Below are 26,657 nucleotides of genomic sequence, written 5' to 3'. Positions count from 1 at the left end.
GGGGACGGGGAGGTCCGGCGATGGACGGCGGCGGTACGGGAACGACGTCAGTGGACCCGGCGGGCCCGGTGGGCCCGGTCGGCGGGGGCGAGGAGGTGGCGCGCAACCCCCGGCGCTGGCTGATCCTGGTGGTGCTCTGCCTGAGCACGCTGGTCCTGGTCGTGGACAACATGGTCCTGACGGTGGCGGTGCCGCCCATCGCGCGGGACCTGGACGCGAGCGCCTCGGACCTCCAGTGGATCCTCGACTCGTACATGCTGGTCTTCGCGGGGCTGCTGCTCACCTCCGGCTCGCTGTCGGACCGCTTCGGGCGCCGCCGGGTGATGCTGATCGGCCTGGTGGTCTTCGGCGCGGCCTCCCTCCTCGCGACCGTCGCGGACAGCCCCGAGCAGCTGATCGCGGGCCGCGTCCTGATGGGCGTCGGCGGCGCCCTGGTCATGCCGAGCACCCTGTCGATCCTCATCACCGTCTTCGACGAGGACGAGCGGCCCAAGGCGATCGCGGCGTGGAGCGCGGTGGCGATGGTCGGCCTGGTCGGCGGCCCGGTCCTGGGCGGGGCGCTGCTCGATCACTTCTGGTGGGGTTCGGTCTTCCTCATCAACGTGCCCATCGCGGGCCTCGCCATCGTCGCCGCGCTCGTGCTGATGCCGGAGTCCCGGGGGCCCTGGCGCAAGGCCGACCCGTTCGGGATGGTCCTCTCGGTCGTCGGCATGGTCGCGCTGGTGTGGACGATCACCGAGTGGCCGAAGGAGGGCTTCGACGACCCGAAGGTGTACGCCGCGGCGATCTGGGCGGTGTGCGCGCTGGTCGGCTTCGGCTTCTGGGAGGTGCGGGTGGCGTCGCCGATGGTGCCGCTGTCCCTGTTCCGCAACCGGGTGTTCACCGGCGCCAGCTTCTCCATCGTCCTGCTGACCTTCGCCAACGGCGGCCTGATGCTGGTCCTCACCCAGTACCTCCAGTTCGTCCTGGACTACACGCCCACCGACACCGGCTGGGCCTTCGCCCCGCTCGCCGTCGCCTCCCTGGTCTTCAACACCCTCGGCGCGACCCTCGGCCAGAAGCTCGGCAACCGCCTCATGGTGGCCGTGGGCCTCACCGTCATCGCCGCCGGGTTCTTCACCCTCACCACCCTGGAGCGCGGCGACGGTTTCGGCGTCGTCACCCTCGCCATGGTCCTCATGGGCATGGGCGGCGGCCTCGCGATGCCCGCCGCGCAGGCCGCCCTCATGGGCGCGGTGCCCGCCGAGCACGCGGGCGTGGGCTCGGCCCTCAACGACACCGTCCAGCAGGCCGGTGCCGCGCTCGGCGTCGCCGTCCTCGGGTCGATCCTGTCCAGTACGTACGGGAGTGCCATGCCGGACGACGCTCCCGGCAAGGCCGGGGAGTCCATCGTCGAGGCGTTCGCTGAGGCGGGCCGCACCGGGGACGCGGGGCTGCTCGACGCGGCCCGGGACGCCTTCACGGACGCGATGTCCGCGAGCTTCGTCGTCGGCGCCGTGGGTGTCCTCGTCGCCGCGGCCCTCTCCCTCTACTTGATGCGCCCCCGGCCGCCGCGCGGCTGACCCTGCGGGGTGGCCCTGGCACCCCGTATCGGCGCTCCGCGCCTCGTCCTCAAACGCCGGACGGGCTGGATCTGTCGTCCTCGCCGTCTTCGGCCCTCCGTGATCCGCCGCTTCGCGGCGGATGTTCCCCGCCCACCCGCCCCCTCCGGGGCGGGTGGTCTGTTCTTGGCCCGCCCGGCGCCCGAGCACGAGCCGCGCAGCGCGACCCATCCAGCCCGTCCGGCGTTTGAGGACGAGCGCGGAGCGCGATGATTCAGCCCGTCCGGCGTTTGAGGACGAGGCCGCCAGGCCGATTTACGGGGGTGCCAGGGGGCGGAGCCCCATGGTTTCGGTGAAGGGGCGGGATTGGGGCGCCCCCCCGCGAGGGTTCACCACGTGGGGCGCGCGCTCACCCCGCCGTCGACGACCAGATCCGCCCCGGTGATCCACCCCGCCGCCTCCGACGCGAGGAACACGCACGCCGCCCCCACATCCTCAGGCCGCCCCAACCGCGCCAGCGGCGCCGCCCGGCCCCACCGCTCCACCCCCTCCGGCCAGTCCTCCGCGAGCCCGGGCCGCCCGATCAGCCCCGGCGACACGCTGTTGACGCGGATGCCCCGCGCCCCGTACTCCAGCGCGGCCCCCCGCGCGAACATCACCAGGGCCGCCTTGGACGCCGCGTAGTGCGCGTGCCCCGCCGCGGGCTGGTGCGCCTCGATGGACGCGATCTGCACCACGGACCCGCCCGGCTCCATCACCTCGACCGCCGCCTGCGTACAGCTGAACGCACTGGTCACATTGGCCTCCTGCATCTCCCGCCACTCCTTGGCGGTCATCCCGGCCAGCTCCCGCACGGGCTGCACCCCGGCGTTGTTGACCAGCGTGTCCAGGCGCCCCCGCCAGGCGTGCGCCGCCTCCACCAGGCGGCGGCAGGCGTACTCCTCCCGCAGGTCGGCGGTGACCACGGTGGCGTCCCCGCCCGCCGCCTTGAGCGCGTCGGCCACCTCCTGCGCCTGGTCCGCGCCCCGGTGGGCGTGCAGCACGACCGCCGCGCCCGCCGCCGCGAACCGGCGGGCGATACCGCCGCCGAGCACTCCACTCGCCCCCGTCACGAGGGCCACCTTGCCCTCCAGGGACGGCAGTTGGGGGTCACGCACGGCACAGCCTCCTGATCATCTGGGCCCGCCCCGGATACCGGGCGGCCAACTCCTCCGGATCCCCACCCTCGTAGTCCCGCTCAAGGAACCCGGGCGCCATCGTCGTACCGAACAACGACCACGCCCCGCCCTCCCGCACCCGCGCCCCCATCCACGTCCCCGCCCGCACCACCACCTGGAACGCGTCGTCGGGCCCCGGCCCCAGCACCCGCACCTCGTCCGTCCCGTCCGGCGCGAGGAGCAGCAGCTCCAGCGGGTCGCCCCGGTAGAAGTGCCAGATCTCGTCGGTGGGGAGGCGGTGCAGCGCCGAGAAGTCACCGGGGCGCGAGGTGAGCAGCATGACGATCGCCGTCCCCGCCGGATGCCCGTCCGCGCCGCCCGGCCCCGCCCACGTCTGCCGGAACATCCCGCCCTCGAAGTCCAGCGGTACGAGCCCGTGCCGGGCGATCAGTTCCTCAGGGGTCACCGGCCACCACTCCCACTCCTTCTCGGTCGTCGCACTCGAACCAGATGGTTTTTCCCGCGCGGTCGCGCAGCACCGTAACGTCCCAGCGGTCCGTCACCGCGTCCACGAGCAGCAGGCCCCGGCCGTGTTCGGCCAACCCGCGCAGCCGTACGGGAGTGGGGAGCGCCGGGCACCCGTCGGTGACCTCCACCCGCACCCCGCCCTCCCGCCGCGCGATCAGCACCGAGCAGTGGCGGTCCGGCACGTGCCGGATGACGTTCGTGACCAGTTCCGTCAGCGCCAGCTCCGCCGCGTCCCGCAGGCCGTCGAGGCCCCAGCCGACCAGGTACATCCGCAGGATCCTGCGCACCGGTCGCACGGAGTGCTCACCCACGGTGAAGGTGAGGCGGTAGCTGTCGCCAACTCCCAGGTCAAGGAGTTCCGTTGCGTGATTCATGTCACGAGCGTGAAGTCAAGTGATTACGCACCGCTACGGATTGAGCCCCACGGCGGGCGGTGTGGGTTTGCCCGCCCCCTCCGCCGGGCCCGCTCCTCACTGGTCTTCCCCGACGTCGTCCTCGGCATCGTCCTCGGCGTCCCGCCGCGCGCAGGTCTCGCACGGCGCCTCGTGCTGCCAGCCGTCGTCGTCCGTCCACTCGATCGCGCCGCTGCCCCCGCACGACGAGCACAACGGCACCGTCCACGCCTCCAGATCCGACGGCTCCAGCTCCGCCGGGTCCACGGCCTCCAACTCCGCCGCGTCCACCAGCAGGCTCCGCCGCAGCATGTAGTCCTCCGCCTCCAGGCGGATGCGCACCTTCCCCTCGTGCCCACCCGCCACGATGGCCCGCATCCCCGCGTGCGTCACCCGCGTACCGTCCGCCGGACGGGCGCGGCGCTCTGGCTCCCGCATGGCGCCAGTGTGACAGCGCGAGCGCCAACCTCTGGGCAGAGGAGGCCAGTTCAGTGATTCCCGTCACTCCGGAGCGACGACGCCGTTACGCTCGGCGACACGTTGAATCCCATGCCGTACGGCATGTGCCTTGGGGGTGACCCGGCCCATCATGGTCAACATCCGCGATCTCGACCCCAGCGCGTCCCCGCTGGACTACTACGGCGCGGAACTGCGCCGCGCGAGAGAGGCCGCGGGCCTCAAGCAGGCGGAGCTGGCGTCCTGCATCTTCTGCGCCACGTCGCTGGTGGGCCAGATCGAGACCGCCCGGAAGGTCCCCACCAGGGATTTCTCGGAGCGGGTGGATGCGGCGCTCTGTACGGATGGGATGTTCTCGCGGTTGGTGGGGCTGGTGCTGCGCAGCCAGCTGCCGAGCTGGTTCCAGCCGTATGCGGAGATGGAGGCGCGGGCTACCTACATCTCCTCGTTTCAGGCTCAGTTGATGTACGGGCTTCTCCAGACCGAGGCCTACGCGCGAGCCGTGCTCGGTGTGACGACCGACGACAACCTTGACGCTCGCGTGGCGGCACGAATGGACCGACAACGCGTCCTGCACCGCGAGAACCCGCCGCTGATCTGGGTAGTGCTCAGTGAGGCCGTGTTGCACCAGGAGATTGGTGGCAAGCGCGTCATGCGTGAGCAACTGGCACACCTGCTACACGTGAACGATCAGAGGGAGTGGGTGAAGGTGCAGATCCTGCCCTTCACAGCAGGGGTGCATGGGGGGCTACAAGGGACGTTCAATCTGCTGCGCTTCGACGACGACCCCGACATCGCGTACACCGAGGACTTCATTCAGGGCCACATGACGGCCAATCCGCAGGCTCTCAAAGAGGGCTCGCTCCGTTACGATCACTTGCAGGCTGCCGCACTATCCGTTCAGGATTCTGCGGCACTCATCGCCCGCGTGATGGAGGAGCGTTATGAGCAGCAGCCGAACACTGACGGGCTCGGAGTGGCGTAAGTCGTCGTACAGCGGAGATAAGGGCGGTGACTGCGTCGAGTGCGCCCCCTCAGCGGTGCCGAGTGGACCAAGTCGTCGTACAGCGGCGATACCGGTGGGGACTGTGTTGAGGTAGCCGACCTCGTCCCGCACATCGCGATCCGTGACAGCAAGCGCCCCGACGGCCCGGTCGTCACGGTCCCGGCGGCCGCGTTCACGGCCTTCGTGACCGCCACCGCGAAGGGCACCCTCGTCCGATAACCCGCGTACGGGAGGAACGGCATGAGGACCAACCCGACCCTGACGAGCGCACGGTGGCGCAAGTCCTCGTACACCGGCAGCACCGGTGGTGACTGCGTGGAGTGCGCCCCACTGAACGGCGCCGAGTGGACCAAGTCCTCGTACAGCGGAAACACCGGCGGCGACTGTGTCGAAGTCGCCGCCCTCACCCCCCACATCGCGATCCGTGACAGCAAGCGCCCCGACGGCCCGGTCGTCACGGTCTCGGCGGATGCCTTCACCGCCCTTGTGACCGCCACCGCGAAGGGCGCCCTCACCCGATAACCCGCGTACGGGAGGAACGGCATGAGGACCAACCCGACCCTGACGAACGCACGGTGGCGCAAGTCGTCGCACAGCGCCTCGGGCAGCGGCCAGTGCGTCGAGTGCGCCCCGCTGAACGGCGCGGCGTGGCGCAAGTCCTCGTACAGCGGAGACACCGGCGGCCACTGTGTCGAAGTCGCCGCCCTGGCCCCGCACATCGCGGTCCGTGACAGCAAGCACCCCGACGGCCCCGTCGTCACCGTCGCAGCGGAAGCGTTCACGGCCTTCGTGACCGCCGCCGCGCAACGTGCCCTCTAGGGCAGGGAGAAGAGTCGTGGACGCAACCCCACCAAGCGCACAGTGGCGTAGGTCCTCGTACAGCGCAGACACCGGCGGTGAGTGTGTCGAGGTCGCCGACCTCGTCCCGCACATCGCGATCCGTGACAGCAAGCGCCCCGACGGCCCCGCCATCACCATCCCGGCAGCCGCCTTCACCGCCTTCGTGACCGCCGCCGCGCAACGTGCCCTCTAGGGCAGGGAGGAGTGTCGTGGACGCAACCCCACCAAGCGCACGGTGGCGTAGGTCCTCGTACAGCGGCTCGGGCGGCGGCGAATGCGTGGAGTGCGCCCCGCTGAACGGTGCCGCGTGGGCCAAGTCCTCGTACAGCGGCACCACCGGCGGCGACTGTGTCGAAGTCGCCGCCCTCGTCCCGCACATCGCGATCCGCGACAGCAAGCGCCCCGACGGCCCCGTCGTCACGGTCCCGGCGGCCGCCTTCACCGCCTTCGTGACCGCCACCGCACACGGTGCCCTCATCCGGACATGACGCTGAGGTCCGTCGCGCTGGAGATCACCGGGGCCTGCCAGCTAGCTCCACCGCACGCATTGCTTCGCTGAGTCCGGGCCGGGCGGCACGCACGGTGTGCTGGCGGCCGACGACCCACCCGGCGTGGGGCGTGCCCGGGTAGCCATCGGCGCACGCGGGCGAACCGCGCTGAGCCGTGCGCCGAGGTGTTCCGGTACGCGTCGGCATCGTGTCGGTCCTGCCCGGGCAACGGGCGGCCGAGGCACGGGTCGAACTGGAAGCCTCGGCGTGACGGCCATCCGCACGGACCGGACTCGACGACTGGGCCGGGCCGCGCCGCCTGGGGCCCGGGTGAACGTGGCGGAGCTGTGCGGGCGGTGCGGAGTCGGACAGGCGGCCGTGCTGCCGTCGGATGAGGTGACGCCGTGCGTCATGAACCTGGCGGCGATCATCGGCGGTGAGGCGTGGACGGAGGCGCTGCGCGCGGTTCGGGCGCGCGGGAGGGCCGATCCGTGTGACCCTGACCGCAAGCCCTCGCTGGACGGCGGTGACGGTTCGCCCGCGGAGCAACCGGCCTGCGACCCGAAGTACGAGTGATGAGCGCGCCGACGCAATGGAAGAGGCACGCCGAGCGGCTGGCCGCCGAGGTCACGTCCCCCGTCTCCCGGTGGCGGAACGCCGTCGCCGACACGCCGCGGCACCTGTTCGTGCCGCGGTGGTGGGAGCGGGCGGACGGCGGTGCGTGGACCCTGCGGGACGGCAGCGCCGACGCGGCGGCGTGGCTGCGTGCCGCCTACTCGGACACGTCCCTGGTGACCCGGGTCGGGCCCCGGCACGCCGACCACGCGCGGCCCGGCGAGCAGGTGTCCGGCAGGCCGACGTCGTCGAGCACCATGCCGGGCCTGGTGGTGCGCATGCTGCGGCACGCGGAACTGTACGACGGGGCGGACCTCGCCCTGATCGGGGCGGGCAGCGGGGCCAGTACCGCGCTGGCGGTCCACAGGCTGGGGGAGAGGCACGTCACGGCGGTGGACGTCGACCCGTACCTGACTGAGGCCGCGGCGGCGCGGCTCGGGGCGCTCGGCATGGCACCCCGGGTGCTCACCGGGGACGTGATGGGCTCGCTGCCGGGCGGCTTCGACCGGCTGGTGTCGCTGGTGGCGCTGCCCCACCTCGCGGGCGCCCTCGGCGCGCTCCGCCCCGGTGGCCGCCTGGTGACCACGCTCGCCCGCATGCCGGTGATCGTCACGGCCACGAAGGAGGAGGACGGCGGGGCCCGGGGGGTCGTTGAGTGGGACCGGGCCGGGTTCATGGCGGCGCGGAGCGGGGACGACTACCCGGCGGACGCGTACCGCGTGTTCACGGCGGTGCGGGACCGCGAGGGCGACGAGGTGACCAGCGGTCGCTATCCGGTCCTGAACGTGTCCGAGGCGTGGGACGTGCGCGCCATGCTCGAACTCGCCGAGCCAGGGGGCGTCGAGGCGTACTACGAGGAGGACGGCGAGCGGCGCACGGCGTGGCTGGTCCACCCCGATGGCTCATGGGCGCGCGCCCGCGCCACGTGGCTCGACCCGCCCACGGTCCACCAGGGGGGCCCGCGCCGCCTGTGGACCACGCTGGAGCGCATCCGGAACCGGCTCAACGCCGAGGGCGGCCTGCCCGTGTACGGCAGCCGGGTGCGGGTCACCCCGGACGGCGTGTGCCACTTCAGGCGCGGCGCGTGGACGGCGTCGTACGGCTGAGCGGCGGCCCCCGCGCCACACGGGTCCGTATCGCGATCCGCGACGGCAGACGTCCCCACGGCCGGTCGAGACCGGCACCGCACAGATGACCCGGCAGCGGATGCCGTAGGCGAATCCGACACCCCCCAAACACCGCCCCCAACTTGTGACACTCGCACCGAAAGCGTCACATTCCCGCAGCCAGATGCTCAGCCTCGGCGGACGCCCCGCCAGCGAAAGGCGCCCCCGCCAGCGAAAGGCGCCCCCGCCAGTGAAGCGTGCGCACCCGCGCTTCACACCGGCAGGTTCCAGCCCGGCCCCTCGGGGTCGCCGAGCCAGACGCGTTGCGCGGCGGGGGTGATGGTGAGGCCGAACTCCGACACGTGGGGGGACCCGGCGGCCCGCCAGAGGCCCACCGCGTCCTCGACGGCGTCCCACAGCCGCAGCGGGCCGCGCTGCACCACGGTCCAGCCGTCGTCGGCGGGGCGGGTGCGGGCCTGGGAGCCGGTGGCGACGTCCAGGAGGACCTGGGTGCCGCCCCCGCCGACCCGCTCCGCGGAGGGCGCGGCGAGCTGGGCGACGAACCGGCCCGTCCAGTCGTCGAGCAGCGCCGGGTCGACGCGGCTGGGCCGTGCCTCGCCGGGCAGCCACTCGACCGGGCCGCGCGGCGGGTGGGCGTGGGCACGGGCGATCATGAACTGGGCGCTGCCGGGCAGGAAGCGCCCACACGCGCCGCCGTGCTCGTCGACCGTGAGCCGCACCAGGCCGTGCCCGAAGCCCCACCCGGCGAGGGTGACGAGCAGTGTCCCCCCGGCGGTGATCTGCCGCAGCAGCCCGTACGGCACGTGCCGCATGGAGCAGAAGGCGATCACCGTGTCGTAGGGGGCGCCGTCGGGGTGGCCGAGGAGGCCGTCGCCGGTGAGGAGCGTGGGGGCGTACCCGGCCTCGGCGAGCGCCTTGCGGGCGCGCTCGGCGGCGGCCGGGTCGGTCTCGATGGCGGTCGTGTGCTCGGCGCCGATCAGCTCGCACACGTACGCCGTGGACAGCCCGGTGCCGGTGCCGATGAGGAGGACGCGCTGCCCCGGCGCGATGCCCGCCAGCTCGATCATCCGCGTGACCAGGCCCGGCAGCGTCGACGACGAGCTCGGCACGCCCGGCTGGGGCCCGCTGGCCTCCTCGGCGAGCACGCCGTCGATCTGGGTGACCCAGGTCGTGTTCTCGTACGTGAGGCTCAGCCACTCCCCGGCGGGCACGCTGTCGCGGTGCAGGGGGGTCCAGGTGGTGGGGCCGGGGGTTCGCTCGGCCGGTAGATGGCGGGGCCGAGGAAGATCTCCCGGGGCACGGTCTCCACGGCACGGCGCAGCCTCGGGTCGTGCAGGGAGCCGGTGTCGCGGAGCCTCTCCGCGAGGCGCTGGCGCAGCATCTCGGGGGCGGGCCTTGAGGTCACGTGGGTACGCCCTTCTGGAGTGTGTCGGCGAGTGCGCGGGTGACCGCGCGGCTGGTGGGACCGTCCACGAACGCCCACTGCCCGTTGGGGTTGCATTCGAGGAACCACCATGTCCCGTTGCCGTCCAGGGCGAAGTCGAAAGCACCGAAAATCAGCCCGTACGCGTGGAGGTAGGCGATCACGGCGGCGCGGACCGGCGCGGGCACGGATGCATGCGGCTGCCTCCCTCAGGGTTCCGCCGTGCTTGAGGTGTACTGTCCACCAGTTGCAGGTCAGGGGGAAGGCGGCTTTGCGCGCGAGGCGGCATCCGGTGGCCGGGCCCCGCCCGGGGGCGCCGCGTCAGACGCCGCTCGGGTCGCAGGCCGAGCAGGGGACCCGGTACGGGTGCTTCGTGGCGGGGTCCAGGAGGACCGTCAGGCGCAGGCCGTGGCAGTGGGCGCAGGCCACGATGCGGTGGCGGGACGCCGCCTGGCGGATCTGCTGGACGTAGAACGTGACGGTGCCCTCGTAGCGGGGGTCGATCCACTCGTTCCTGGCGTTGCCGTGGTCGCTCACGCGGCCCTCCTCGGCGCTCGGGAGCCCAACCTTAGGGCGGCGGGCCGCCGGGCGGGCGGCTTTCGCGGGGCGCGGTCACCTGCCCTGGGGATAACCCCCGGCCCGGCAGGCCAGGTGGCCGCATGGCCGCCAACTCCCGCCCTCCGTAGCGTCGTTGGTGATCGTTTCCCCGCCTCCCCTGGGAGCAGCAGCATGCACAAGCCCCCTCGGCGCCCCCCGTGGCGCGCCGCCGCCGTCGGCCTCGGACTGGCCGGAGTGCTCGCGGGCGCCGTGCCCGCCACCGCCCACGCCACGGCGCCCACGCCAGCGGTCCGCTGGGGCGCCTGCCCCGCCGAGCAGAAGGAACTGGTCGCGGCGGGCGCCGAGTGCGCCACGATCCCCGTGCCCCTGGACTACGCCGACCCCGGCGGCCGCACCATCGACCTCGCCGTCTCCCGCGTCAAGGCCAAGGACCGGGCGCACCGGCGCGGCATCCTGCTGTCCAACCCGGGCGGCCCCGGCGGCACCGGCCTCGCCACCACCCTCGCCCTGCGGGACACCCTGAAGGGCGTCGCGGACCAGTACGACCTCATCGGCTTCGATCCCCGCTTCCTGGGCGGCAGCACCCCGATCACCTGCGGGGACCCGGGGCCGCAGGACCCGCCGCGCGCGAGGACCTCCCCCCGGCGCGACTTCGAGGACGGCGTCGCCCGCGCCCGCCGCACCGCCGAGCGCTGCTTCGCGCACGGCGACAACGCCGCGCTGCTGCCGCACGCCTCCACCCGCAACGTCGCCCGCGACATGGACGCCATCCGCGCCGCCCTCGGCGAGCCGAAGCTGTCGTACTACGGCACGTCGTACGGAGCCGACCTCGGCGCCGTCTTCACCCAGCTGTTCCCCCAGCGCGCGGACCGGATCGTCATCGACTCGTCCACCGACCCCGCCAAGACCCAGTACGGGCTGTTCCGGGGCGCGGCCGACGCGCAGGAGAAGGGCCTTGACGAGTGGGCCGCGTGGACCGCGCGGCGCCACGGCACCTACCGCCTCGGCCGCACCGCCCCCGAGGTGCGCGCGAGCGTGGAGCGGCTCCTGAAGCACGCCGAGCGGCGGCCCGTCGGCATCGCCGGAACGCACATCGGCGCGCCCCTGATCCGGCTGCTGCTGCGGCAGTTCGTGCAGCACGCGGAGTACGACACGGCGCTCGCCAGCACCATCCGCACCCTCACCGACGCCGCCGACGGCAAGCACATCGAACCGAACCCCGAACTCAGGGCCCTGCTCGACCTGTTGGGCTCCCCCGAGGTGGAGGCCTCCATGGTCGGCGGCGCGGTCTTCATGTGCGGCGACGGCGGCTGGCCCGCGGGCGGCTGGCCCAAGGACCCCGAGACGTACTGGCGGAACATGCAGCGCAGCCGCGCCACCCAGCCCGTCTTCGGGCCCCTCGCGAACGACATGACGGCGCCCTGCGCGTTCTGGAAGGCCGCCCCCGCCGAACCCGGCACCCGCATCGTCGACAACCACGTCCCCGTCCTGATGCTCCAGGCCACCCGCGACAATAACGTCCCCTACGAGGGCGCCCTCGCCCTGCACCGCGCGCTCAAGGGCTCCCGGCTGCTGTCCGCGGACCTCCGCTCCCACGGCGTGTACGGGCGCGGCGCCGAGGGCAAGACGCCCGTGCCCTGCGCCGACGACGTCGTCAACGCCTACCTGGGCGGCGGGAAGCTGCCCGACCGCGATCTGACCTGCCCGGCCGTGGAGGTGGCGCGATGACCGCGCGGTTCAGCAGGAGGACGGCCGTCACGGCCGCCGCGGCGTCCCTCGTCGCCGGTCCGGCCACCGCGGCCGTCGCCGCGCCCGCCCGCGGGGGCGACCGGAGCGGTACCGTCCGGCGCGGCAGCCTCCAGCGCGACACCGACGCCGTCCGCGCCGCGGGCGCCACCGGCGTCCTCGCCGCCCTCCGCACCGGCGGCGGCCGGGTCGTCGAGGCCCGCGCGGGCCGCGCCGACGTGCACCGCCCCGACCCCGTGCCCTGGAACGCGTACTACCGCATCGGCAGCGACACCAAGACCTTCACCGCCGCCCTCGCCCTCCAACTCGTCGGCGAGAAGCGGCTCGCGCTCACCGACACCGTCGAGCGGTGGCTGCCCGGCCTGGTCCAGGGGCACGGCAACGACGGGCGCCGCGTCACCGTCGTCAACCTGCTGCGCCAGACCAGCGGCCTCGCCGACTACGTCGCCGTGCCCGACCTCACCCCCGACGGCTACCGCGCGGGCCGCTTCCGGCCGCCCTCCTCCCCCGAGGAGCAGGTGCGGGACGCCGTCCGCAAGGAGCCGGACTGGCTGCCGGACCGCGACCACCCCGAGGACGAGCGGCGCTGGGGCTACCGCAACACCAACTACGTCGTCCTCGGTCTCATCCTGGAGAAGGCCACCGGGCACCCGTGGGCGCAACTCCTCCACGACCGGATCATCGAACCCCTGGGCCTGCGCCACACGTTCACCCCGGGTACGTCGGTGTACGTGCCGCAGCCCACCGCCACCGCCTACACGGAGTTCCCCGGCGGTACCGGTCTGACCGACACCAGCCTCGCCGCCGGGGGCGGCGCCGACGGCGGCATCGTCAGCACCCCCCGCGACCTGACGGCCTTCCTGACCGCCCTGATGCGCGGCCGCCTCCTCGCGCCCGCGCAGCTCGCGGCGATGAAGCGGACCGTCCCCGCCGACGACTTCATCCCCGTACGGGGCGTCCGCTACGGCCTCGGCCTGGCCTGGCGCCCCACCGCGGCCGGACGCGACGGCATCTGGTTCCACGGCGGCACGCACCTCGGCATCGTCTCCGAGTCCGGGGTGACCCCCGACGGCTCCCGCGCGGTCGCCAGCGCGACGTACACGCTGCGGCTGGAGGGGGACAGCGGGGACGCCCAGACACGGGCGACGCTCCGCCTGGTGGACAACGCCCTGACCGGCGGCTGAGCGCACCCCTCAGGCCGCCGCCCTCAGGGCCCGCCCGGCTCCAGCAGGCCCATGAACATCCGCGTCAGCTCGTCCACGATGGTGTCCAGGGGCGCGTCCACGTACCCCACCGTCCAGTCGTAGAGCAGGCCGTTGACCGCCGCCACGAACCCGAGGGCCGCCACGCGGTAGTCCCGCGCGCCGATCTCGCCCCGCGCGGCGGCCTCGTCCAGCGCGCCGACCAGCAGGTCCACCCACCCCTGGCGGGCCTCGAAGCGCTGCCGCTCCAACTCGGGGCTGACGCTGGCCGCTTCGGCGAACGCCACCCGCACCAGGTGCGGGTGGGCGGTGAGGACGCGGGCGTAGGCGCGGAACGCGGCCTCGGCCCGCTCCCGTACGGAGCCCTCCGCCTCGGCGAGCGTGGCCGTGATCGCGGCCCGCGCGGCCCGGTGGATCCGGCCGTGCAGGGCGGCCAGGACCTCTTCGAGGTTGCGGAACTCCTCGTAGAACTGCCGGGTGGACAGGTCGGCGCGGGCGCACAGGGCGGCGACGGACGCGGTGCGGTAGCCGCCGGGGCGGGCGCCGAAGAGTTCGGCGCCCGCCTTCAGGAGGCGTTCGCGCCGCTCCGCGCGGCGTTGCGCGGCGGGCTTGCCGCCGTACGCGCGCCGCGCGCCCCGTGCTTCGTCGGACACCGCCGCCGCCCCCCTTCGCCCCCGCGATTCTCCCGTAACTCGGCTGGGGCTCCGCCCCTCTCCCCGCAGTCGGCGCTCCGCGCCTCGTCCTCAAACGCCGGACGGGCTGAAACGGCACCTCGCAACCGCCGGGTGAGGGACGCGCCCCTATCCCGCCATCGCCTCCGCGACGACCGCGGACAGGTCGCCCTCGTACCCCGCGCGGAACGCGGCACCGTACGCCTCGTCGCCGATGAGGCCCCGCGCGGCGGCCTCGCAGGCGCGGCGCGCGGCGGCGAAGTCCTCGGAGCCGACGCGGGCCGTGCTGCCCATGGTGGCCCAGAGCTGGTCGGCGCTGCCGAGGAGGCGCGCGGCCCGGTCGGCGTCGCGGGCGGCGACGGACGCGGCGGCCAGCAGGTCCAGGGAGAGCGCGATGCCGAGGCTGTCGCGGAAGCGGTGCTTGCCGCGCACGGCGGCACGGGCGTGCGTGACGGCCTCGGCGGGCCGCCCCCGGGACAGTTCGGCGAGGGCCCGCGTGTAGTCGCCGTACGCGTGCAGCCACCGCTCGCCGCCGCGCGCGCACTCCGCGCACAGCTCCGCCGAGACGGCCGCCGCCTCGTCGAACTGCCCGAGGCAGACGTGCGAGAAGGCACGGGCGGTCCTGATCAGACCCCACGCGGCGGCGTAGCGGCCGTGCGCGGGCCGGGCCCGCGGCACCGCGTCGAACGTGCCGATGGCCTCGGTGTGCGCCCCGCTGGTGCTGAGCGCGGCACCGCTCAGGTACGCGACGGCCTGCTCGGCGGTCGGATCGTCGCCGTCGGCCGTGGCGTCCCGCAGCGCGTCGGCGGCGCGGCGCGCCCCGGCGGAGTCCCCCTGGTTCAGGGCGATGAGGCCGCTGGCCCACAGCGCCTTGCCCCGCGCGTGCCCGCGGGTCGCCGCGTCCAGGGCCAGGGCCCGGTTCAGGTAGTGGCGCCCCTCCGTGGCGAGGCCGCACGCGAACCACACGAACCACAGCGCCCCGGCCAGCTCCTGCGCCCGCCGCCCGTTCCCCTCGGCTAGGCAGAAGTCCAGCGCGGCACGGAAGTTGGCGTGCTCGTCGCTGGCGCGGCGGTACCAGGCCTCCTGGCCGGGCCCGGACCAGGCCGCGTCGGCGGTGTGCGCGAGCGCCAGGCAGTGGTCGGCGTGGCGGCGGCGCAGCACGTCCTCCTCGCCGAGCCCGCGCAGCCAGAACGCGCCGAACTCCCGGATGGTGTCCAGCATCCGGTAGCGCGACGCGGCCCCGCTCGGCACCCACTCCACGATCGAGCCGCGCACCAGGGCCCCCAGCAGCCCCGGCACGTCCTCGGCGGGCAGCCGCGCGTCCGCGCACACCCGCCGCGCCGCCTCCTCGTCGAAGGTCCCCGCGAACACCGAAAGCCGCGCCCAGGCGAGCCGCTCGGCGGGCGTGCACAGCTGGTGGCTCCAGCCGACGGCGGTGCGCAGCGCCTGGTGCCAGGGCGGATCCGCGTCGTACACGGGGTGCCGGGTCTCGCCGAGCACGTCGAACCGGTCGTCGAGCCGCCGGTTCAGCTCGTCCGGGGGCAGCTCCCGCAGCCGGGCCGCCGCCAGTTCGATGGCCAGCGGCAGCCCTTCGAGCCTGCGGCACAGGGCCGCCGCCTCGTCGTCGCCGAGGGCGCGGCCCGGCGCGGTCGCCTCGGCGCGCCGCGCGAGGAGTGCCCGCGCGTCCGCCTCCGGCAGCGGTTCGAGCGGTACGACGTCCTCCACCGGCAGGCCGAGCGGGCGCCGACTGGTGGCGAGCACGCGCAGCCCCGGGGCGGCCATCAGGAGCGCCGTCACCGCGTCGGCGCACTCCTCGGCCACGTGCTCGCAGGTGTCCAGGACGAGCAGCGGCTCCCGGCCCGCCAGGTACGCGGCGACGACGTCGAGCACCGGCCGCCCGCTCTGGTCGACCAGCGGCAGCGCCTCCGCGATCGCGTACGCCAGCAGGGCGCCGTCCTCCAGCGGCGACAGCTCCACCCACCAGACGCCGTCGGGGTAGCGGGGGCGCGCGTCGTCCGCCACGCGCCGGGCCAGGCGGGTCTTGCCGACGCCGCCGACGCCGCTGATGGTCACCAGGCGGTTCCGGGTCAACCGGGCGGCGACGTCGGCGAGTTCGGCGCGGCGGCCGATGAGGTCGGGGCCGTCGCCGCCGCCCGCGTGGGGCGGGGCGTCCGGGTTCGCCTCCGGCTCCGGGTTCCGCTCAGGGGTCGGCTCCGGGTTCCGCTGTGGGTTCGGCTGTGGGTTCGGCTTCGGCAGCTCCGTCACTTTCGCCCCCTGGGTCGGGTCGGTGCTGGTCGGGTCCGGCGCGCTCGTCGGCCGGGTCTGGCGGCCCGGGGCGGGTGCGCGCCGCCGCACGGCGGTGCCCGCCCCGCATCCTCCCGGCTCCGGGCGCGCGGCGCGCAGGCTGTGGCGAAACGGCCACGGACCGTCATCGAAGCTGGCACAGTACCCCGCACACCGTGGCCGCGCGCGCGGAAACCGAACTTGACCGGACGACCAGGGGGACGCAGTGGAAACACGGCGCATATGGCTGGCCGCGGCGGTGGCGGCGCAGGCCCTGGCGGCGGCGGTGACGGTCGTCGCGCACGTTCCCTCGTACGGGTTGCCGCTGGTCGGACCGCTGTTGGCCGCCCACCGGCTGTCGGCGCGGGTCACGGCGGCGCTGGGCGCCGCCGCCGTCGCGCTCGCCCTGCCGGGCCCGCCGGGTGTCGTGGGGATCGTCGCGGCGGTCTCGCTGTGGGCGGTGCACTGGGCGCGCACCCGCGTGCGCGCCCAGCGCGCGCTGGACGGCGCGACCCGGCTCGCCGCCACCGCCCAGGAGGCCCTGGCCCGTCCGCTGCCGGACCGCGTCGGCCACGTGGACCTGGCGGTGCACACCCGGGCCGCCGACCCGGGCGCCCTGCTCGGCGGCGACGTCCACGACGCGGTGCTCACCGCCGACGGGCCCCGGCTGCTGCTCGCCGACGTCAAGGGGCACGGGGAGCAGGCGATGCGCACGGGCGCCGCCGTCCTCGCCGCGTTCCGGCGCACCGCCGCCGACGAACCCGACCCGGTGCGGCTCGTGCACGCCCTCGACGACCGGCTGCGGCCGGACCTCGGCCCGGAGGACTTCGTCACCGTGCTGCTGGTCGACTTCCGGCCCGGCGAGGCCCGCATCGTCAACTGCGGCCACCCGTCTCCGCTGCGCACCGGCCGCCGCCTGGCGCCGCTCGACCCGCCCTGTCCGTCGCCGCCGCTGGGCCTGCATCCGGCGCCGCGCCTCCAGCGGGTGCATCTGACCGCCGGGGAGCGGCTGTTGCTGTACACGGACGGGCTCACCGACGCCCGCGACGGCGACCGCGCGCCGTTCCGGCTCGACACTCCGCAGGTGCGCGCCGCGCTGGGCGAGCCCGCCCTGCCCGAGGCCCTCGACCGCCTGACGGACCTCGTCCACCGCCACACCGGCGGCGGCCCCCTCGCCGACGACCTCACCCTGGTCCTCGCCCAGCCCGCCCCCACCCCCACGGCCCCCGCGCCGCGGCCGGACCCCGGCGTGCCCCGCGGGCGGACGACCCGGCCTCAACTTCCCTGAGCCGGACGGAAGCCGGACGGAAATTGTCGTGTGCACGGCTCTTGTCTGCGTGCCGCCACGCCCCTACTTTCGAGTAACCCCCTTCTGAAGCGACGCCGTTTCAGAATGTGCGGCGTGTCGTCGACGGCATCGCACGGCCCGTACCGGTACACCCCCCACCGAGCACGGCAACCGAAGGGACCGGAACCGTGAGCAGAGCGTCCGCACCCACCGCACCCCCCACACCCCGCGCCTCTCATACCGCCCGCGCCTCCCGCGCGTCTCTCGCCTCCCTCTCCGCCCTCCTCCTGGCCGCCGCCGCCCTCACCGCCGCGGGCGCACCGGCCCAGGCCCAGGAGCAGGCCTTGGAGCAAGCCCAGGCGCAGCGCGCCACGTACCCCGTCGGCGGCGTCACCGAGGCCGTCAGCAACTTCCTCCTCAGCCCGGGCGCCGTCGCCGGGGTCAACGACTGGTCGTGCAGGCCCAGCGCCGCGCACCCCGAGCCGGTCGTCCTGGTGCACGGCACCGGCGCGAACCTCGGCGCCAACTGGGTGAAGATCGGGCCGACCCTCGCCAACGAGGGGCACTGCGTGTTCGCCCTCAACTACGGCATGGGCAGCCCGTACAACCTCGGTGGCCGCGTGGGCGGGCTCACCGCCGTCGCCACGTCGTCCGAGCAGCTGCGCGACTTCGTGGACAAGGTCCTGGCCAGGACCGGCGCCAAGAAGGTCGACATCGTCGGGCACTCCCAGGGCGGCATGCTGCCCCACCACTACATCAAGCGCCTCGGCGGCGACCGGAAGGTCGACCAGCTCGTCGCCATCGCCCCCACCAACCACGGCACGACCCTCAGCGGCCTGGTGAACCTCGGGCGCGCGCTCGGTCTGCTCGGCTTCGTCAACTCCGCCTTCGACCACCTGAACCTCCAGGGGCTGAAGGACCAGGAGGAGGGGTCGGAGTTCCAGAGGGCGCTGTTCGCCGACGGGGACACGGTGCCGGGTGTGCGGTACACCGTCATCGCCACGAAGTACGACGTGGTCGCCACGCCCTATGACCGGGGGTTCCTGAAGGGGGACAAGGTGCGCAACGTCGTGCTTCAGGAGCAGTGCCCGAAGAATCCCGTGGGGCACGTGGGGGTGTTCGCGGACGGTCCCACGACGCAGAACGTGGTGAACGCGCTGGGCCCGGACAAGCCGGACTTCCGGCCGGACTGCGAGGACTACGGCCCGCCGCTGTAGCCCTCGCGGGGGGCGCCCCAGACCCGCCCCTTCCCGAACCAGGGGCGGCTGCCCCTGGCACCCCGCCTTCATCGGCGCTCCGCGCCTCGTCCTCAAACGCCGGACGGGCTGGATCTGTCGTCCTCGCCGTCGTCGGCTCTCCGCGATCCGCGGCAGGAAATCAAGCCCGTCCGGCGTTTGAGGACGAGGCAGGAGGCCGATTTACGGGGGTGCCAGGGGCGGAGCCCCATGGTTTCGGGGAAGGGGCGGGATTGGGGGCCACCCGGCAGGGTCACACCCCGGCCAGGACGGCGACGGTCGCCGCCAGCACGGCCACCCCCGCCAAAAGGCCCCCGGCCAGCAACCGCAACCGCAGCACCCGGTACCGCTCCTCGTACTCCCCGCGCAGCTCCTCGCACCGCCGAGCCGTACGCCGCCACATCGCCCGGGTGAGCGCCAGGTGCTCATCGGCGAACACCCGCTCCACCTCCCCCCGCTCCGCCGCCCCCAGCCACGGCAGCCGCCCCGCGAACCGGCCCGCCGCGGCCCGGCTCTCCGCGCGGGCGGACTCGACGAGCAGATGGCCCTCGATCTCGTGGATGAGCAGGGCGGTGTCGGCGCTCACCCCGTGCCCGCGGCCCCCGGCGGTCACAGCGCGGCCTTCTCGCGGGCCCCCGCCACGGGCGCCGCGTCCGCGCCGACCTCCGGGTGGTGCAGGTCGAACGCAGGGGACTCGGAGCGGATGCGCGGCAGGGAGGTGAAGTTGTGGCGCGGGGGCGGGCAGGACGTGGCCCACTCCAGGGAGCGGCCGTAGCCCCAGGGGTCGTCCTCCGTGACGTACTCCCCGTACTTCGCGGTCTTCCAGATGTTGTAGAAGAACGGCAGGAGCGACAGGCCGAGCAGGAAGGAGAAGATCGTCGACAGGGTGTTCAGGCCGGTGAAGCCCTCGGCGTCCAGGTAGTCGGGGACGCGGCGCTGCATGCCCGCCGCGCCCAGCCAGTGCTGGACCAGGAACGTACCGTGGAAGCCCACGAACAGCGTCCAGAAGGTGATCTTCCCCAGGCGCTCGTCGAGCATCTTGCCGGTGAACTTCGGCCACCAGAAGTGGAACCCGGCGAACATCGCGAAGACGACCGTACCGAAGATCACGTAGTGGAAGTGCGCGACCACGAAGTACGAGTCGGAGACCGCGAAGTCCAGCGGCGGGGAGGCCAGCAGCACGCCCGTCAGGCCGCCGAAGACGAAGGTGATGAGGAATCCGACCGACCACAGCATCGGCGTCTCGAAGGACAGCGAGCCCTTCCACATGGTGCCGATCCAGTTGAAGAACTTCACGCCCGTCGGTACGGCGATCAGGAACGTCATGAAGGAGAAGAAGGGCAGCAGGACCGCCCCGGTGACGTACATGTGGTGCGCCCACACCGTCACGGACAGGCCCGCGATGGCGATGGTCGCGCCGACCAGGCCCATGTAGCCGAACATCGGCTTGCGGGAGAAGACGGGGATGACCTCGGAGACGATGCCGAAGAACGGCAGCGCGATGATGTACACCTCGGGGTGGCCGAAGAACCAGAACAGGTGCTGCCACAGCAGCGCCCCGCCGTTCGCCGCGTCGAAGACGTGCGCCCCGAACTTCCGGTCCGCCTCCAGGGCGAACAGCGCGGCCGCCAGGACCGGGAACGCCAGCAGCACCAGCACGCCGGTGAGCAGCACGTTCCAGGTGAAGATCGGCATGCGGAACATGGTCATGCCGGGGGCGCGCAGGCAGATGATGGTGGTGATGAAGTTGACCGCGCCGAGGATCGTGCCGAAGCCGGAGAACGCCAGGCCCATGATCCACATGTCGGCGCCGATGTTCGTGGAGTGCGCCGCGTCCGTCAGCGGCGCGTACGCGAACCAGCCGAAGTCCGCCGCGCCGCCCGGCGTGAGGAAGCCGCCCACGGCGATCAGCGAGCCGAACAGGTACAGCCAGTAGGCCAGCATGTTCAGGCGCGGGAACGCCACGTCCGGCGCCCCGATCTGCAGCGGCATGATCCAGTTCGCGAAGCCCGCGAACAGCGGCGTCGCGAACATCAGGAGCATCACCGTGCCGTGCATCGTGAACGCCTGGTTGAACTGCTCGTTCGACATGATCTGCGTGCCCGGCCGGGCCAGCTCCGCCCGCATGAACAGCGCCATCACGCCGCCGAGGCAGAAGAACCCGAACGCGGTCACCAGATAGAGCGTGCCGATGGTCTTGTGGTCCGTGGTCGTCAGCCACTTCACGGTTGCCCTCATGCCCCGTACGTGTCCGGGACCGCCCCGCGCTTCACCGCGCACCCCTGCCTCAAGAATCACAGGAGGCGGGTGTGAACATCGAAGCCATGCCGGACACCTACGGTTCATGAGCACGGACCAGGCCTTCGCGGCCGCCTACCGCGAGCACTACTGGGCGGTGAGCCGCTTCGTGGCGCGAAGACTCGACGCGGGGGAGACCCACGAGGTCGAGGAGGTCGTCGCGGACGTCTTCTCCATAGCCTGGCGGCGCCGGAGCGAGCTGCCCGAGGCGCCGCTGCCCTGGCTGTACGCGGTGGCCCGCAACTGCCTCGCCAACACCGTGCGCGGCAAGGGCCGCTACCGCCGCCTGCTGCACCGCATCAGCCACCACGAGACCGTCCGGCACGGCCAGGTCGTCGACAGCCCCGACGCCGAGCGGCCCGGCTCCTGGGTGCACGAGGCGCTGTCCCGCCTCGCCCCCGCCGACCAGGAGGCGCTGCGCCTGACCACCTGGGAGGAGCTGTCCCTGGACGAGCTGGCCGTCGCCCTGGAGTGCAGCCGCGGCGCCGCCGCGATGCGGCTGCACCGGGCCCGCCAGCGGCTCCGCGCCGAGATCGACCGCATGCAGATGCACGTACGAGCAGGAGACGGCCACCGTGACTGACGAAACCGGGACCCACGAACTCGACCTGCTGCGCGCGGCGAATCCGGTGTCCGCCACCGGCGGCCCCTGGCGCGACCGCCCCCTGGACGCCCGCGCCGAGCGCGGCCTGAACCAGCTGCTGCACCGCACCCGCGCCCGCCGCGCCCGGCGTCGCGTGGTGCTGTGGGCGGAGGCCGCCGCCGTCGCCGTCGCCGCGGTGCTCGCGCTGACCCTGCCCGACCTGGCGGCCACGCCCGCCACCGCCGCGCCCAGCGCGCTGCGCCCGCGCGCGGGGTCCGCCGCCGTGCCGCTCGCCGACGTCGCCGAACGGGCCCGCGCCGCCGCCCGCGACGGCGCCCCCAAGCTCCGCAAGGGCACCCATGTGCAGACCTGGAGCCTCGCCATGGACTCGGGCCCGGACGCCGAGCGGCCCGTGACGCTGCCCGAGGAGCGCGAGGTGCGCTGGCAGCGCGACGGCAGCCGCACCGAGCGCGTCAGCGCCGACGGCAAGCTGCTCAGCGAGCGCATCTACCCGCCGAGCTGGTCCGACATCCCGCCGCGGGCCCGCCCCCGCACACCCCGAAGGCCCTGCGCGCCTATCTGACCGAGACCCACGACGGCGGCCTCGACCGGCGCGTCGGGCAGCTCACCACCCCGCAGCTCCTCGACGCGCTGCCCGCGTACCTGGACGCGTGGACGCCCGGCGCCCGCGAGTCCGCCGCGCTCGCCCAGGTCCTCGCCGAGACCCGCGGCCTGAGGCCCGCCGGGGCCATCACCGACCGCCTGGGCCGCACCGGGCAGGCGTACGTGTACGAGGACCGGGACGCGCACCTGCGCCATCTGCTGATCCTCGACCCGGACACCGGCGCGGTCCTCGGCCTTGAGCAGATGTTCACCCGGGACCAGCCGCGGTTCGCGGTGCGCGCCGGGGACGTCATGTCGTACAGCGCCTGGCGGCGTTAGGTCACCGCCGGGCCGCGCGGGCCACGGTGTCCGTCACGGCCTGCGCGACGCGCCGGACGCCCGGGGAGCGCACCGGGCACGGGCGGGGCTTCGGCGTCGTCGGGGCCAGGCAGAAGTGCAGGTAGTCGCCCTTCAGGTGCAGGGCGGTGCGGCCACCGGGCTCGGTGCAGTACGCGGGGTGCGACCGCTCGTACGCCGTGCACGGCAGCTCCCGCACCCACCGGTAGCGGTCCCCGGGCGGGCTCACCGCGCGGCCCGCGTCGGACAGCAGGCCGCCGCTGGCCGCGGCCTGCCGCCGGTACACCCCGTTGACGTCCCGCACCCGCTCCGGGGTGATCGGATCCGGCCCCTGCAGCACCCACACGACCTTCGGCGCCCGCGCCCCCGCGTCCCGCGCGGCCCGGCCGATCTGCTCGACGAGCCGCCGCGCGTCCGCCGCGTACCGCGCGAAGTACCGCTGACGCGCCTTGTCGTACGTGATCCCGTCCATGCACGGCGTATAGCCCCAGGCGTTCCCCAGAACTGCAGCACCACGACGTCCGGCCGCCCCGCGCGCACCAGCGCCGCCGCCTTGTCCCTGTCCGGTACGAGGGAGTCCTCGCCGGTGCCCTCCAGGTAGTCGCAGAGGGTCGTGCCGGAGTAGGGCGCGCTCGTGTACCGCGCGCCGAGCCGCCCGCGCAGCAGCGACCCGAGCACGGCCTGGTTCTCCATGGCGAGGGAGTCACCGAGATACAGCACGCGGGGCCTGGACTTGAGCGCGGGCTTGGACGTGCGCTCGGGCGTGGGCGTGGCCTGATGCCCGGCCCCCTGGGGAGCGCCGCTCGGGCGCCGCTCGGCCTCCGCCCGCTGCCGGGTGGTCCGCGACGGCGCGCTCCCGTCGTCCGCCGCCTCCGATCCGCCGCCCGGGTCCCCGCACCCCCCGAGCAGCACCGTGGCAAGGACCACCCCGACGACCCACCGCGCCCGCATCCGCCAACTCCCGCCCCAGACAACGGAACCGGCCCCAAGGCAAGCACGCCGCCGCCCCCGACGGAAGGCCGTCTCCCGCCGGGCCGCGCACATGACCTCCGGGGTAATCGCGTGCCGTCGCGGTCCCCGGCAGTCTGAAGTCACCGGGGCCCGGGCGGCGCACTCCGCCCGGTCTCCGGGGTCCGCGAGTCCGCGTATCCCAGGAGGTTGAACCGCCATGGCCGCACCTGACGTCCACACGACCGCTGTCGCCCGCTACTTCGAGGCCTGGAACGCGGCCGACCCCGAGAGCGTCCGCAAGGCCGTCGCCGCGGCCTGGGCCGAGGACGGGTCCTACACCGACCCGCTGGCGGATGTGACCGGGCACGAGGCGATCGCCGCCGTCATCGCCGGGGCGCACGCCCAGTTCCCCGGCTTCGCGTTCCGGCAGACCGGCGAGGTCGACGGGCACCACGGGATCGCCCGGTTCACCTGGGAACTGGTGTCGGGCGCGGACGGCTCGGCGCCCGTCGCCGGGTTCGACGTGATCGAGCTGGCCGAGGACGGGCGGATCCGCTCGGTGTACGGCTTCCTGGACCGCGTACCGCCCCAGTGACGGACGACGCGCGAGAGCCCCGGCCGGTTCGCCCGGCCGGGGCTCCCGCGCGTCCTGCCGGGGCCCTCAGGCCTCGCGCGGCGAGACCTCGCCCATCGCGCCCCAGCCGTCCATGTCCGGGATCTCCGTGCTGACGATCTGAGGGGTGGACGCGATCGCGTACGACATGGCGTCCATGGCGGCCGCGAAGTGCGCCGACTGCACGTGTTCCCGGCCCGCCTCGCCGTCCCTGAAGGCCTCCACCAGGACGAACTGGTGCGGGTCGTCGACGCTGCGGGACCACTCGAAGAACAGGTTGCCCGGCTCGTTCCGGGTGGCCTGGGTGAAGTCGTCGACGAGGTCGAGCCAGTCGTCGCTGCGCTCGGGGCGGACGGTGAATTTCACGGTGATGAAGATCATGGGGCGTTCCTCGTAGCCTTTCGTTGCCCTACGAACGTACCCCGGACCGCAGGTCAGGCGCCTGCCGGGCCCTTACCGGGCCCCTATCGGGCGACGAACTGGGTGAGGATCGCCTGCACCTCGTAGATGTCCACGCCCTTGGTGAAGGTCTTCTCGATCGGCACCGGGTTGCTGGATATCCAGATCTTGAGCTCGGCGTCCAGGTCGAAGTGGCCCGCGGTCTCCACCGCGAAGTGCGTGATGCTCCGGTACGGCACGGAGTGGTACTCGACCTTCTTGCCGGTCATCCCCTGCTTGTCGACGAAGATCATGCGCCGGTCGGTGAGCAGGATCGTGTCGCGTATCAGCCGGTACGCCGCGTACACCTGCTCGCCGTGGCCCATCAGCCGCGCGTACTCCTGCTGCGCGGACGCCGGGTCGACGGTGTGCGCGTTCCCGAACAACGCCATGGTCAGGCCCCCTGTTTCCGTGGTTCTCTTCCGGTGTCGGACTCCCCCCAACGTATCGCTGGCGGGGGCGCCCCGAACCGGGGCCCGACGCCGCCGCGCGCCCACTGCCGTCGGCTTCCGGTCCTTCCCCCACCCACCCGCCCTCCTCCGGGGCTCCACCCCGGCCCCCAGATCGCCGCTGCGCGGCTCGTCCTCAAACGCCGGACGGGCTTTCCCCCACCCACCCGCCCTTCTTCGGGCTCCGCCCCGGCCCCCTCCCCGCATTGCCGCTGCGCGGCGTGTCCTCAAACGCCGGACAGGCTTATTCCCCGCCCACCCGCCCTTCTCCGGGGCTCCGCCCCGACCCCCGCATCGCCGCTGCGCGGCGCGTCCTCAAACGCCGGACGGGCTGGAAGAGACCACCCGCCCCGGAGGGGGCGGGTGGGCGGGGAACATCCGCCGCGAAGCGGCGGATCACGGAGAGCCGACGAGGGCGAGAAGGCAGGATTCAGCCCGTCCGGCGTTTGAGGACGAGCCGCGTAGCGGCGATGAGGGCGGTGTGGGGCGCCCACGCCAGGGGAAAGCCTGTCCGGCGTTTGAGGACGAGCCGCGGAGCGGCGATCCGGGTGGTGCGGGGCGCCCACGCCAGGGAAGGGTAGGGGCGGCGGCACACCCCGTGCCCCCGCTCCTGGAAGGAGAGGCCCGTGACGCTGACCCCCGAAGAACGTGAACTCTTCCTCGCGGAACCCCACATCGCGGCGCTCGCCGTGGCCGCGGGCCAGGGCCGCGCGCCCCTGACCGTGCCCATCTGGTACCAGTACGAGCCCGGCGGCGAGGTCTGGATCATGACGGGCCGGGACTCCCGCAAGGCCCGGCTCATCGCCGCCGCGGGGCGCTTCTCGCTGATGGTGGAGCGGGTCGAGCCGACCATCCGGTACGTCTCGGTGGAGGGTCCCGTCGTCGCCACGGAGCCCGCGACGCCCGAGCGGCTGCGGGAGATGTCCGCCCGCTACCTGCCCGCCGAGAAGGTCGACGGGTACATCGAGATGGCGTCGAAGGAGCACGGCGAGCAGGTCGTCATCCGTCTGCGGCCCGAGCGGTGGCTGTCGGCGGACCTGGGGAGCGTCTGAACCGCCCCGGGCGCCGCCACTCCCGCACCAGGGCGACGGCCACGACGACCGCCACCGCCACCAGGTGCTCGCGCCCGGCCAGGTTCGGCTTGAGGAGGGAGCCGATGACCGTCGGGACGACGGTGGCCAGGCACAGGACGGGTGCGCGCAGCCGCACCGCGAGATAGGCGAAGAGGCCGACGACGGCGGCGGAGGCCCCGGTGTCCACGGCGTGCGCGTGCTCCGGCGCGAGCCCGCCGGGCCACTCGGGGCCGAGCGCGATCAGGGCGCGGGCGCTGAGCGTCCCGGCGAGCGTGGCGCCGTACGCGACGAGCAGCGTCCGGGCGGGGCCGAGCAGGAGCTGGGCCAGGCCGAAGGCGAGGACGAGGCGGGGTATGCCGCCCCACACCGGCTGGTCGCGCGTGGGGACGAAGACGGAGACCGGGGTGCGCAGGAGCGACTGCCACAGCGGTTGGTCCGCGCGCACCTCGCCGACGGCGCGGATGACGTCGTCGCTGGCGGGCGTCTGCTGGAGCCGGTGCAGGACGACCATCGCGGTCACGCCCAGCAGGGCGAGCGCGACCCCGGCCGCCCCGCGCTCCCGCAGCGCCCGCCAGGCCCCGAGCCCCACCGTCCGCCACTCCTCCCGAAGCCCCCGCCCCACGGCCCGCACGGCACGCCGCGGGAGGCCGGGGGCGGGGCCGGGACGGGGAGTGGCCACCGGGGTGGGGTGGCGGGGCATGGGCTGGGTTCCTCGTTCTCCGCCGCGTCGCGCCGC

At 73.9% G+C, this 26,657-nt stretch carries 33 protein-coding genes and 1 pseudogene; 18 read left to right on the top strand and 16 right to left on the bottom strand.

All coding sequences use genetic code 11. From position 1 onward, the window contains the following. Positions 1–20: 20 nt before the first annotated feature. Positions 21–1,562: an MFS transporter gene (locus tag ACOBQU_RS18585; RefSeq protein ID WP_423628409.1), complete on the top strand. Its 1,542-nt coding sequence runs from the start codon at positions 21–23 to the stop codon at positions 1,560–1,562. Between the two features lie 368 nt (positions 1,563–1,930). On the opposite strand, the gene ACOBQU_RS18580 is transcribed toward ACOBQU_RS18585, so the two are convergent. The 4 genes from ACOBQU_RS18580 to ACOBQU_RS18565 form a co-directional block, all read right to left on the bottom strand. After that, entirely contained in the window at positions 1,931–2,698 is a 768-nt protein-coding gene (locus tag ACOBQU_RS18580; RefSeq protein WP_423628407.1) for an SDR family NAD(P)-dependent oxidoreductase, read from the bottom strand. Next, complete coding sequence (locus tag ACOBQU_RS18575; RefSeq protein WP_423628405.1) at positions 2,691–3,164, bottom strand: cupin domain-containing protein; 474 nt, start codon at positions 3,162–3,164, stop codon at positions 2,691–2,693. The genes ACOBQU_RS18580 and ACOBQU_RS18575 overlap by 8 nt, the downstream gene beginning before the upstream one ends. Continuing rightward, positions 3,154–3,600 (bottom strand): ATP-binding protein, encoded by a 447-nt coding sequence (locus tag ACOBQU_RS18570; RefSeq protein ID WP_423628403.1) that lies wholly within the window; start codon positions 3,598–3,600, stop codon positions 3,154–3,156. Before ACOBQU_RS18570 ends, ACOBQU_RS18575 begins: the two co-directional genes overlap by 11 nt. Before the next feature lie 96 nt (positions 3,601–3,696). After that, a complete protein-coding gene (locus ACOBQU_RS18565) occupies positions 3,697–4,056 on the bottom strand; it encodes a hypothetical protein (RefSeq protein WP_423628401.1) in 360 nt (119 codons plus the stop codon). Positions 4,057–4,207: 151 nt separating this feature from the next. Here ACOBQU_RS18565 and ACOBQU_RS18560 point away from each other — a divergent pair, with 151 nt between their 5' ends. The 8 genes from ACOBQU_RS18560 to ACOBQU_RS18525 all read left to right on the top strand — a co-directional run bounded on the left by ACOBQU_RS18560 (position 4,208) and on the right by ACOBQU_RS18525 (position 8,129). Then, the gene (locus ACOBQU_RS18560; protein ID WP_423628399.1) at positions 4,208–5,059 is read left to right on the top strand and encodes a helix-turn-helix domain-containing protein; all 852 of its coding nucleotides are present in this window, start codon (positions 4,208–4,210) and stop codon (positions 5,057–5,059) included. A 39-nt stretch (positions 5,060–5,098) separates the two neighbouring features. Continuing rightward, positions 5,099–5,299: a DUF397 domain-containing protein gene (locus tag ACOBQU_RS18555; RefSeq protein WP_423628397.1), complete on the top strand. Its 201-nt coding sequence runs from the start codon at positions 5,099–5,101 to the stop codon at positions 5,297–5,299. A 21-nt stretch (positions 5,300–5,320) separates the two neighbouring features. After that, positions 5,321–5,602 (top strand): DUF397 domain-containing protein, encoded by a 282-nt coding sequence (locus ACOBQU_RS18550; RefSeq protein ID WP_423628395.1) that lies wholly within the window; start codon positions 5,321–5,323, stop codon positions 5,600–5,602. Positions 5,603–5,623: 21 nt separating this feature from the next. After that, positions 5,624–5,899, top strand: a complete 276-nt coding sequence (locus ACOBQU_RS18545) for a DUF397 domain-containing protein (protein ID WP_423628394.1) — start codon at positions 5,624–5,626, stop codon at positions 5,897–5,899. Between the two features lie 16 nt (positions 5,900–5,915). Further along, positions 5,916–6,113 carry a DUF397 domain-containing protein gene (locus ACOBQU_RS18540; protein WP_423628392.1) on the top strand — a complete coding sequence of 66 codons (198 nt, stop codon included), beginning with the start codon at positions 5,916–5,918 and terminating at the stop codon, positions 6,111–6,113. A 16-nt stretch (positions 6,114–6,129) separates the two neighbouring features. Continuing rightward, positions 6,130–6,408, top strand: coding sequence for a DUF397 domain-containing protein (locus ACOBQU_RS18535; protein ID WP_423628390.1), 279 nt, complete (start codon positions 6,130–6,132; stop codon positions 6,406–6,408). Positions 6,409–6,819: 411 nt separating this feature from the next. Continuing rightward, a complete protein-coding gene (locus ACOBQU_RS18530; protein ID WP_423628389.1) occupies positions 6,820–6,984 on the top strand; it encodes a hypothetical protein in 165 nt (54 codons plus the stop codon). Then, positions 6,984–8,129, top strand: a complete 1,146-nt coding sequence (locus tag ACOBQU_RS18525) for a protein-L-isoaspartate(D-aspartate) O-methyltransferase (protein ID WP_423628387.1) — start codon at positions 6,984–6,986, stop codon at positions 8,127–8,129. Before ACOBQU_RS18530 ends, ACOBQU_RS18525 begins: the two co-directional genes overlap by 1 nt. Before the next feature lie 272 nt (positions 8,130–8,401). On the opposite strand, the gene ACOBQU_RS18520 is transcribed toward ACOBQU_RS18525, so the two are convergent. From ACOBQU_RS18520 to ACOBQU_RS18505, 4 genes are all read right to left on the bottom strand, one after another. Next, positions 8,402–9,361, bottom strand: coding sequence for a methyltransferase domain-containing protein (locus tag ACOBQU_RS18520; RefSeq protein ID WP_423628385.1), 960 nt, complete (start codon positions 9,359–9,361; stop codon positions 8,402–8,404). After that, a complete protein-coding gene (locus ACOBQU_RS18515) occupies positions 9,340–9,555 on the bottom strand; it encodes a hypothetical protein (protein WP_423628383.1) in 216 nt (71 codons plus the stop codon). The genes ACOBQU_RS18520 and ACOBQU_RS18515 overlap by 22 nt, the downstream gene beginning before the upstream one ends. Beyond that, positions 9,552–9,761, bottom strand: a complete 210-nt coding sequence (locus tag ACOBQU_RS18510; protein WP_423628382.1) for a hypothetical protein — start codon at positions 9,759–9,761, stop codon at positions 9,552–9,554. Before ACOBQU_RS18510 ends, ACOBQU_RS18515 begins: the two co-directional genes overlap by 4 nt. A gap of 133 nt (positions 9,762–9,894) precedes the next feature. Further along, a complete protein-coding gene (locus ACOBQU_RS18505; RefSeq protein WP_423628380.1) occupies positions 9,895–10,110 on the bottom strand; it encodes a hypothetical protein in 216 nt (71 codons plus the stop codon). 192 nt (positions 10,111–10,302) lie between these two features. On the opposite strand from ACOBQU_RS18505, the gene ACOBQU_RS18500 reads away from it, so the two are divergent. Continuing rightward, complete coding sequence (locus ACOBQU_RS18500) at positions 10,303–11,859, top strand: alpha/beta hydrolase (RefSeq protein WP_423628378.1); 1,557 nt, start codon at positions 10,303–10,305, stop codon at positions 11,857–11,859. Further along, a complete protein-coding gene (locus ACOBQU_RS18495) occupies positions 11,856–13,061 on the top strand; it encodes a serine hydrolase domain-containing protein (protein ID WP_423628376.1) in 1,206 nt (401 codons plus the stop codon). Before ACOBQU_RS18500 ends, ACOBQU_RS18495 begins: the two co-directional genes overlap by 4 nt. 23 nt (positions 13,062–13,084) lie before the next feature. Here the strand turns inward: ACOBQU_RS18495 and ACOBQU_RS18490 are convergent, their stop codons facing one another. Together ACOBQU_RS18490 and ACOBQU_RS18485 are read right to left on the bottom strand one after the other, a co-directional pair. After that, complete coding sequence (locus ACOBQU_RS18490) at positions 13,085–13,732, bottom strand: TetR/AcrR family transcriptional regulator (RefSeq protein WP_423628374.1); 648 nt, start codon at positions 13,730–13,732, stop codon at positions 13,085–13,087. Positions 13,733–13,879: 147 nt separating this feature from the next. Then, complete coding sequence (locus ACOBQU_RS18485; RefSeq protein WP_423628373.1) at positions 13,880–16,015, bottom strand: ATP-binding protein; 2,136 nt, start codon at positions 16,013–16,015, stop codon at positions 13,880–13,882. Positions 16,016–16,259: 244 nt separating this feature from the next. Here ACOBQU_RS18485 and ACOBQU_RS18480 point away from each other — a divergent pair, with 244 nt between their 5' ends. Both ACOBQU_RS18480 and ACOBQU_RS18475 read left to right on the top strand, forming a co-directional pair. After that, positions 16,260–17,321 carry a PP2C family protein-serine/threonine phosphatase gene (locus ACOBQU_RS18480; RefSeq protein ID WP_423628371.1) on the top strand — a complete coding sequence of 354 codons (1,062 nt, stop codon included), beginning with the start codon at positions 16,260–16,262 and terminating at the stop codon, positions 17,319–17,321. 188 nt (positions 17,322–17,509) lie between these two features. Beyond that, a complete protein-coding gene (locus ACOBQU_RS18475) occupies positions 17,510–18,538 on the top strand; it encodes an esterase/lipase family protein (RefSeq protein WP_423628370.1) in 1,029 nt (342 codons plus the stop codon). 271 nt (positions 18,539–18,809) lie between these two features. On the opposite strand, the gene ACOBQU_RS18470 is transcribed toward ACOBQU_RS18475, so the two are convergent. Next, positions 18,810–19,169, bottom strand: coding sequence for a hypothetical protein (locus tag ACOBQU_RS18470; RefSeq protein ID WP_423628368.1), 360 nt, complete (start codon positions 19,167–19,169; stop codon positions 18,810–18,812). Continuing rightward, on the bottom strand, positions 19,166–20,794 hold the full coding sequence (gene ctaD, locus ACOBQU_RS18465; RefSeq protein WP_423628366.1) for a cytochrome c oxidase subunit I: 1,629 nt from the start codon (positions 20,792–20,794) through the stop codon (positions 19,166–19,168). The genes ACOBQU_RS18470 and ctaD overlap by 4 nt, the downstream gene beginning before the upstream one ends. A 106-nt stretch (positions 20,795–20,900) precedes the next feature. On the opposite strand from ctaD, the gene ACOBQU_RS18460 reads away from it, so the two are divergent. The 3 genes from ACOBQU_RS18460 to ACOBQU_RS18450 all read left to right on the top strand — a co-directional run bounded on the left by ACOBQU_RS18460 (position 20,901) and on the right by ACOBQU_RS18450 (position 22,379). Then, on the top strand, positions 20,901–21,437 hold the full coding sequence (locus tag ACOBQU_RS18460) for an RNA polymerase sigma factor (protein WP_423628364.1): 537 nt from the start codon (positions 20,901–20,903) through the stop codon (positions 21,435–21,437). Further along, entirely contained in the window at positions 21,430–22,020 is a 591-nt protein-coding gene (locus ACOBQU_RS18455; protein ID WP_423628362.1) for a hypothetical protein, read from the top strand. Before ACOBQU_RS18460 ends, ACOBQU_RS18455 begins: the two co-directional genes overlap by 8 nt. A gap of 203 nt (positions 22,021–22,223) precedes the next feature. After that, the gene (locus tag ACOBQU_RS18450; RefSeq protein ID WP_423628361.1) at positions 22,224–22,379 is read left to right on the top strand and encodes a hypothetical protein; all 156 of its coding nucleotides are present in this window, start codon (positions 22,224–22,226) and stop codon (positions 22,377–22,379) included. A 1-nt stretch (position 22,380) separates the two neighbouring features. Here the strand turns inward: ACOBQU_RS18450 and ACOBQU_RS18445 are convergent. Then, positions 22,381–23,348, bottom strand: a pseudogene (locus tag ACOBQU_RS18445) (SGNH/GDSL hydrolase family protein). A 217-nt stretch (positions 23,349–23,565) separates the two neighbouring features. Here ACOBQU_RS18445 and ACOBQU_RS18440 point away from each other — a divergent pair. Continuing rightward, complete coding sequence (locus ACOBQU_RS18440) at positions 23,566–23,943, top strand: nuclear transport factor 2 family protein (protein WP_423628359.1); 378 nt, start codon at positions 23,566–23,568, stop codon at positions 23,941–23,943. Positions 23,944–24,009: 66 nt separating this feature from the next. Here the strand turns inward: ACOBQU_RS18440 and ACOBQU_RS18435 are convergent, their stop codons facing one another. Together ACOBQU_RS18435 and ACOBQU_RS18430 are read right to left on the bottom strand one after the other, a co-directional pair. Continuing rightward, a complete protein-coding gene (locus ACOBQU_RS18435; RefSeq protein ID WP_423628357.1) occupies positions 24,010–24,342 on the bottom strand; it encodes a putative quinol monooxygenase in 333 nt (110 codons plus the stop codon). 83 nt (positions 24,343–24,425) lie between these two features. After that, entirely contained in the window at positions 24,426–24,791 is a 366-nt protein-coding gene (locus ACOBQU_RS18430) for a PH domain-containing protein (protein WP_030688977.1), read from the bottom strand. Between the two features lie 683 nt (positions 24,792–25,474). Between ACOBQU_RS18430 and ACOBQU_RS18425 the strand changes: the two genes are divergently transcribed. Beyond that, positions 25,475–25,900 (top strand): pyridoxamine 5'-phosphate oxidase family protein, encoded by a 426-nt coding sequence (locus ACOBQU_RS18425; RefSeq protein ID WP_423628355.1) that lies wholly within the window; start codon positions 25,475–25,477, stop codon positions 25,898–25,900. Here the strand turns inward: ACOBQU_RS18425 and ACOBQU_RS18420 are convergent. After that, the gene (locus ACOBQU_RS18420; protein WP_423628354.1) at positions 25,848–26,621 is read right to left on the bottom strand and encodes a hypothetical protein; all 774 of its coding nucleotides are present in this window, start codon (positions 26,619–26,621) and stop codon (positions 25,848–25,850) included. The genes ACOBQU_RS18425 and ACOBQU_RS18420 overlap by 53 nt on opposite strands. Positions 26,622–26,657: the final 36 nt, after the last annotated feature.

This window comes from Streptomyces sp. G45 (assembly GCF_049542095.1).
In the GTDB taxonomy this organism is placed as follows: domain Bacteria; phylum Actinomycetota; class Actinomycetes; order Streptomycetales; family Streptomycetaceae; genus Streptomyces.
The sequence above is the reverse complement of the archived record's forward strand: the minus strand, read 5'-3'. Positions and strand labels throughout refer to the sequence as shown.

Excerpts from the sequence above, each read along its gene's own strand:
- ACOBQU_RS18495 (WP_423628376.1), top strand. The coding sequence starts at position 11,856 with ATGACCGCGCGGTTCAGCAGGAGGACGGCCGTCACGGCCGCCGCGGCG.
- ACOBQU_RS18440 (WP_423628359.1), top strand. The coding sequence starts at position 23,566 with ATGGCCGCACCTGACGTCCACACGACCGCTGTCGCCCGCTACTTCGAG.
- ACOBQU_RS18525 (WP_423628387.1), top strand. The coding sequence starts at position 6,984 with ATGAGCGCGCCGACGCAATGGAAGAGGCACGCCGAGCGGCTGGCCGCC.
- ACOBQU_RS18530 (WP_423628389.1), top strand. The coding sequence starts at position 6,820 with ATGAACCTGGCGGCGATCATCGGCGGTGAGGCGTGGACGGAGGCGCTG.
- ACOBQU_RS18565 (WP_423628401.1), bottom strand. The coding sequence starts at position 4,056 with ATGCGGGAGCCAGAGCGCCGCGCCCGTCCGGCGGACGGTACGCGGGTG.
- ACOBQU_RS18430 (WP_030688977.1), bottom strand. The coding sequence starts at position 24,791 with ATGGCGTTGTTCGGGAACGCGCACACCGTCGACCCGGCGTCCGCGCAG.
- ACOBQU_RS18545 (WP_423628394.1), top strand. The coding sequence starts at position 5,624 with ATGAGGACCAACCCGACCCTGACGAACGCACGGTGGCGCAAGTCGTCG.
- ACOBQU_RS18550 (WP_423628395.1), top strand. The coding sequence starts at position 5,321 with ATGAGGACCAACCCGACCCTGACGAGCGCACGGTGGCGCAAGTCCTCG.
- ACOBQU_RS18420 (WP_423628354.1), bottom strand. The coding sequence starts at position 26,621 with ATGCCCCGCCACCCCACCCCGGTGGCCACTCCCCGTCCCGGCCCCGCC.
- ACOBQU_RS18460 (WP_423628364.1), top strand. The coding sequence starts at position 20,901 with ATGAGCACGGACCAGGCCTTCGCGGCCGCCTACCGCGAGCACTACTGG.
- ACOBQU_RS18435 (WP_423628357.1), bottom strand. The coding sequence starts at position 24,342 with ATGATCTTCATCACCGTGAAATTCACCGTCCGCCCCGAGCGCAGCGAC.
- ctaD (WP_423628366.1), bottom strand. The coding sequence starts at position 20,794 with ATGAGGGCAACCGTGAAGTGGCTGACGACCACGGACCACAAGACCATC.
- ACOBQU_RS18585 (WP_423628409.1), top strand. The coding sequence starts at position 21 with ATGGACGGCGGCGGTACGGGAACGACGTCAGTGGACCCGGCGGGCCCG.
- ACOBQU_RS18560 (WP_423628399.1), top strand. The coding sequence starts at position 4,208 with ATGGTCAACATCCGCGATCTCGACCCCAGCGCGTCCCCGCTGGACTAC.
- ACOBQU_RS18500 (WP_423628378.1), top strand. The coding sequence starts at position 10,303 with ATGCACAAGCCCCCTCGGCGCCCCCCGTGGCGCGCCGCCGCCGTCGGC.
- ACOBQU_RS18570 (WP_423628403.1), bottom strand. The coding sequence starts at position 3,600 with ATGAATCACGCAACGGAACTCCTTGACCTGGGAGTTGGCGACAGCTAC.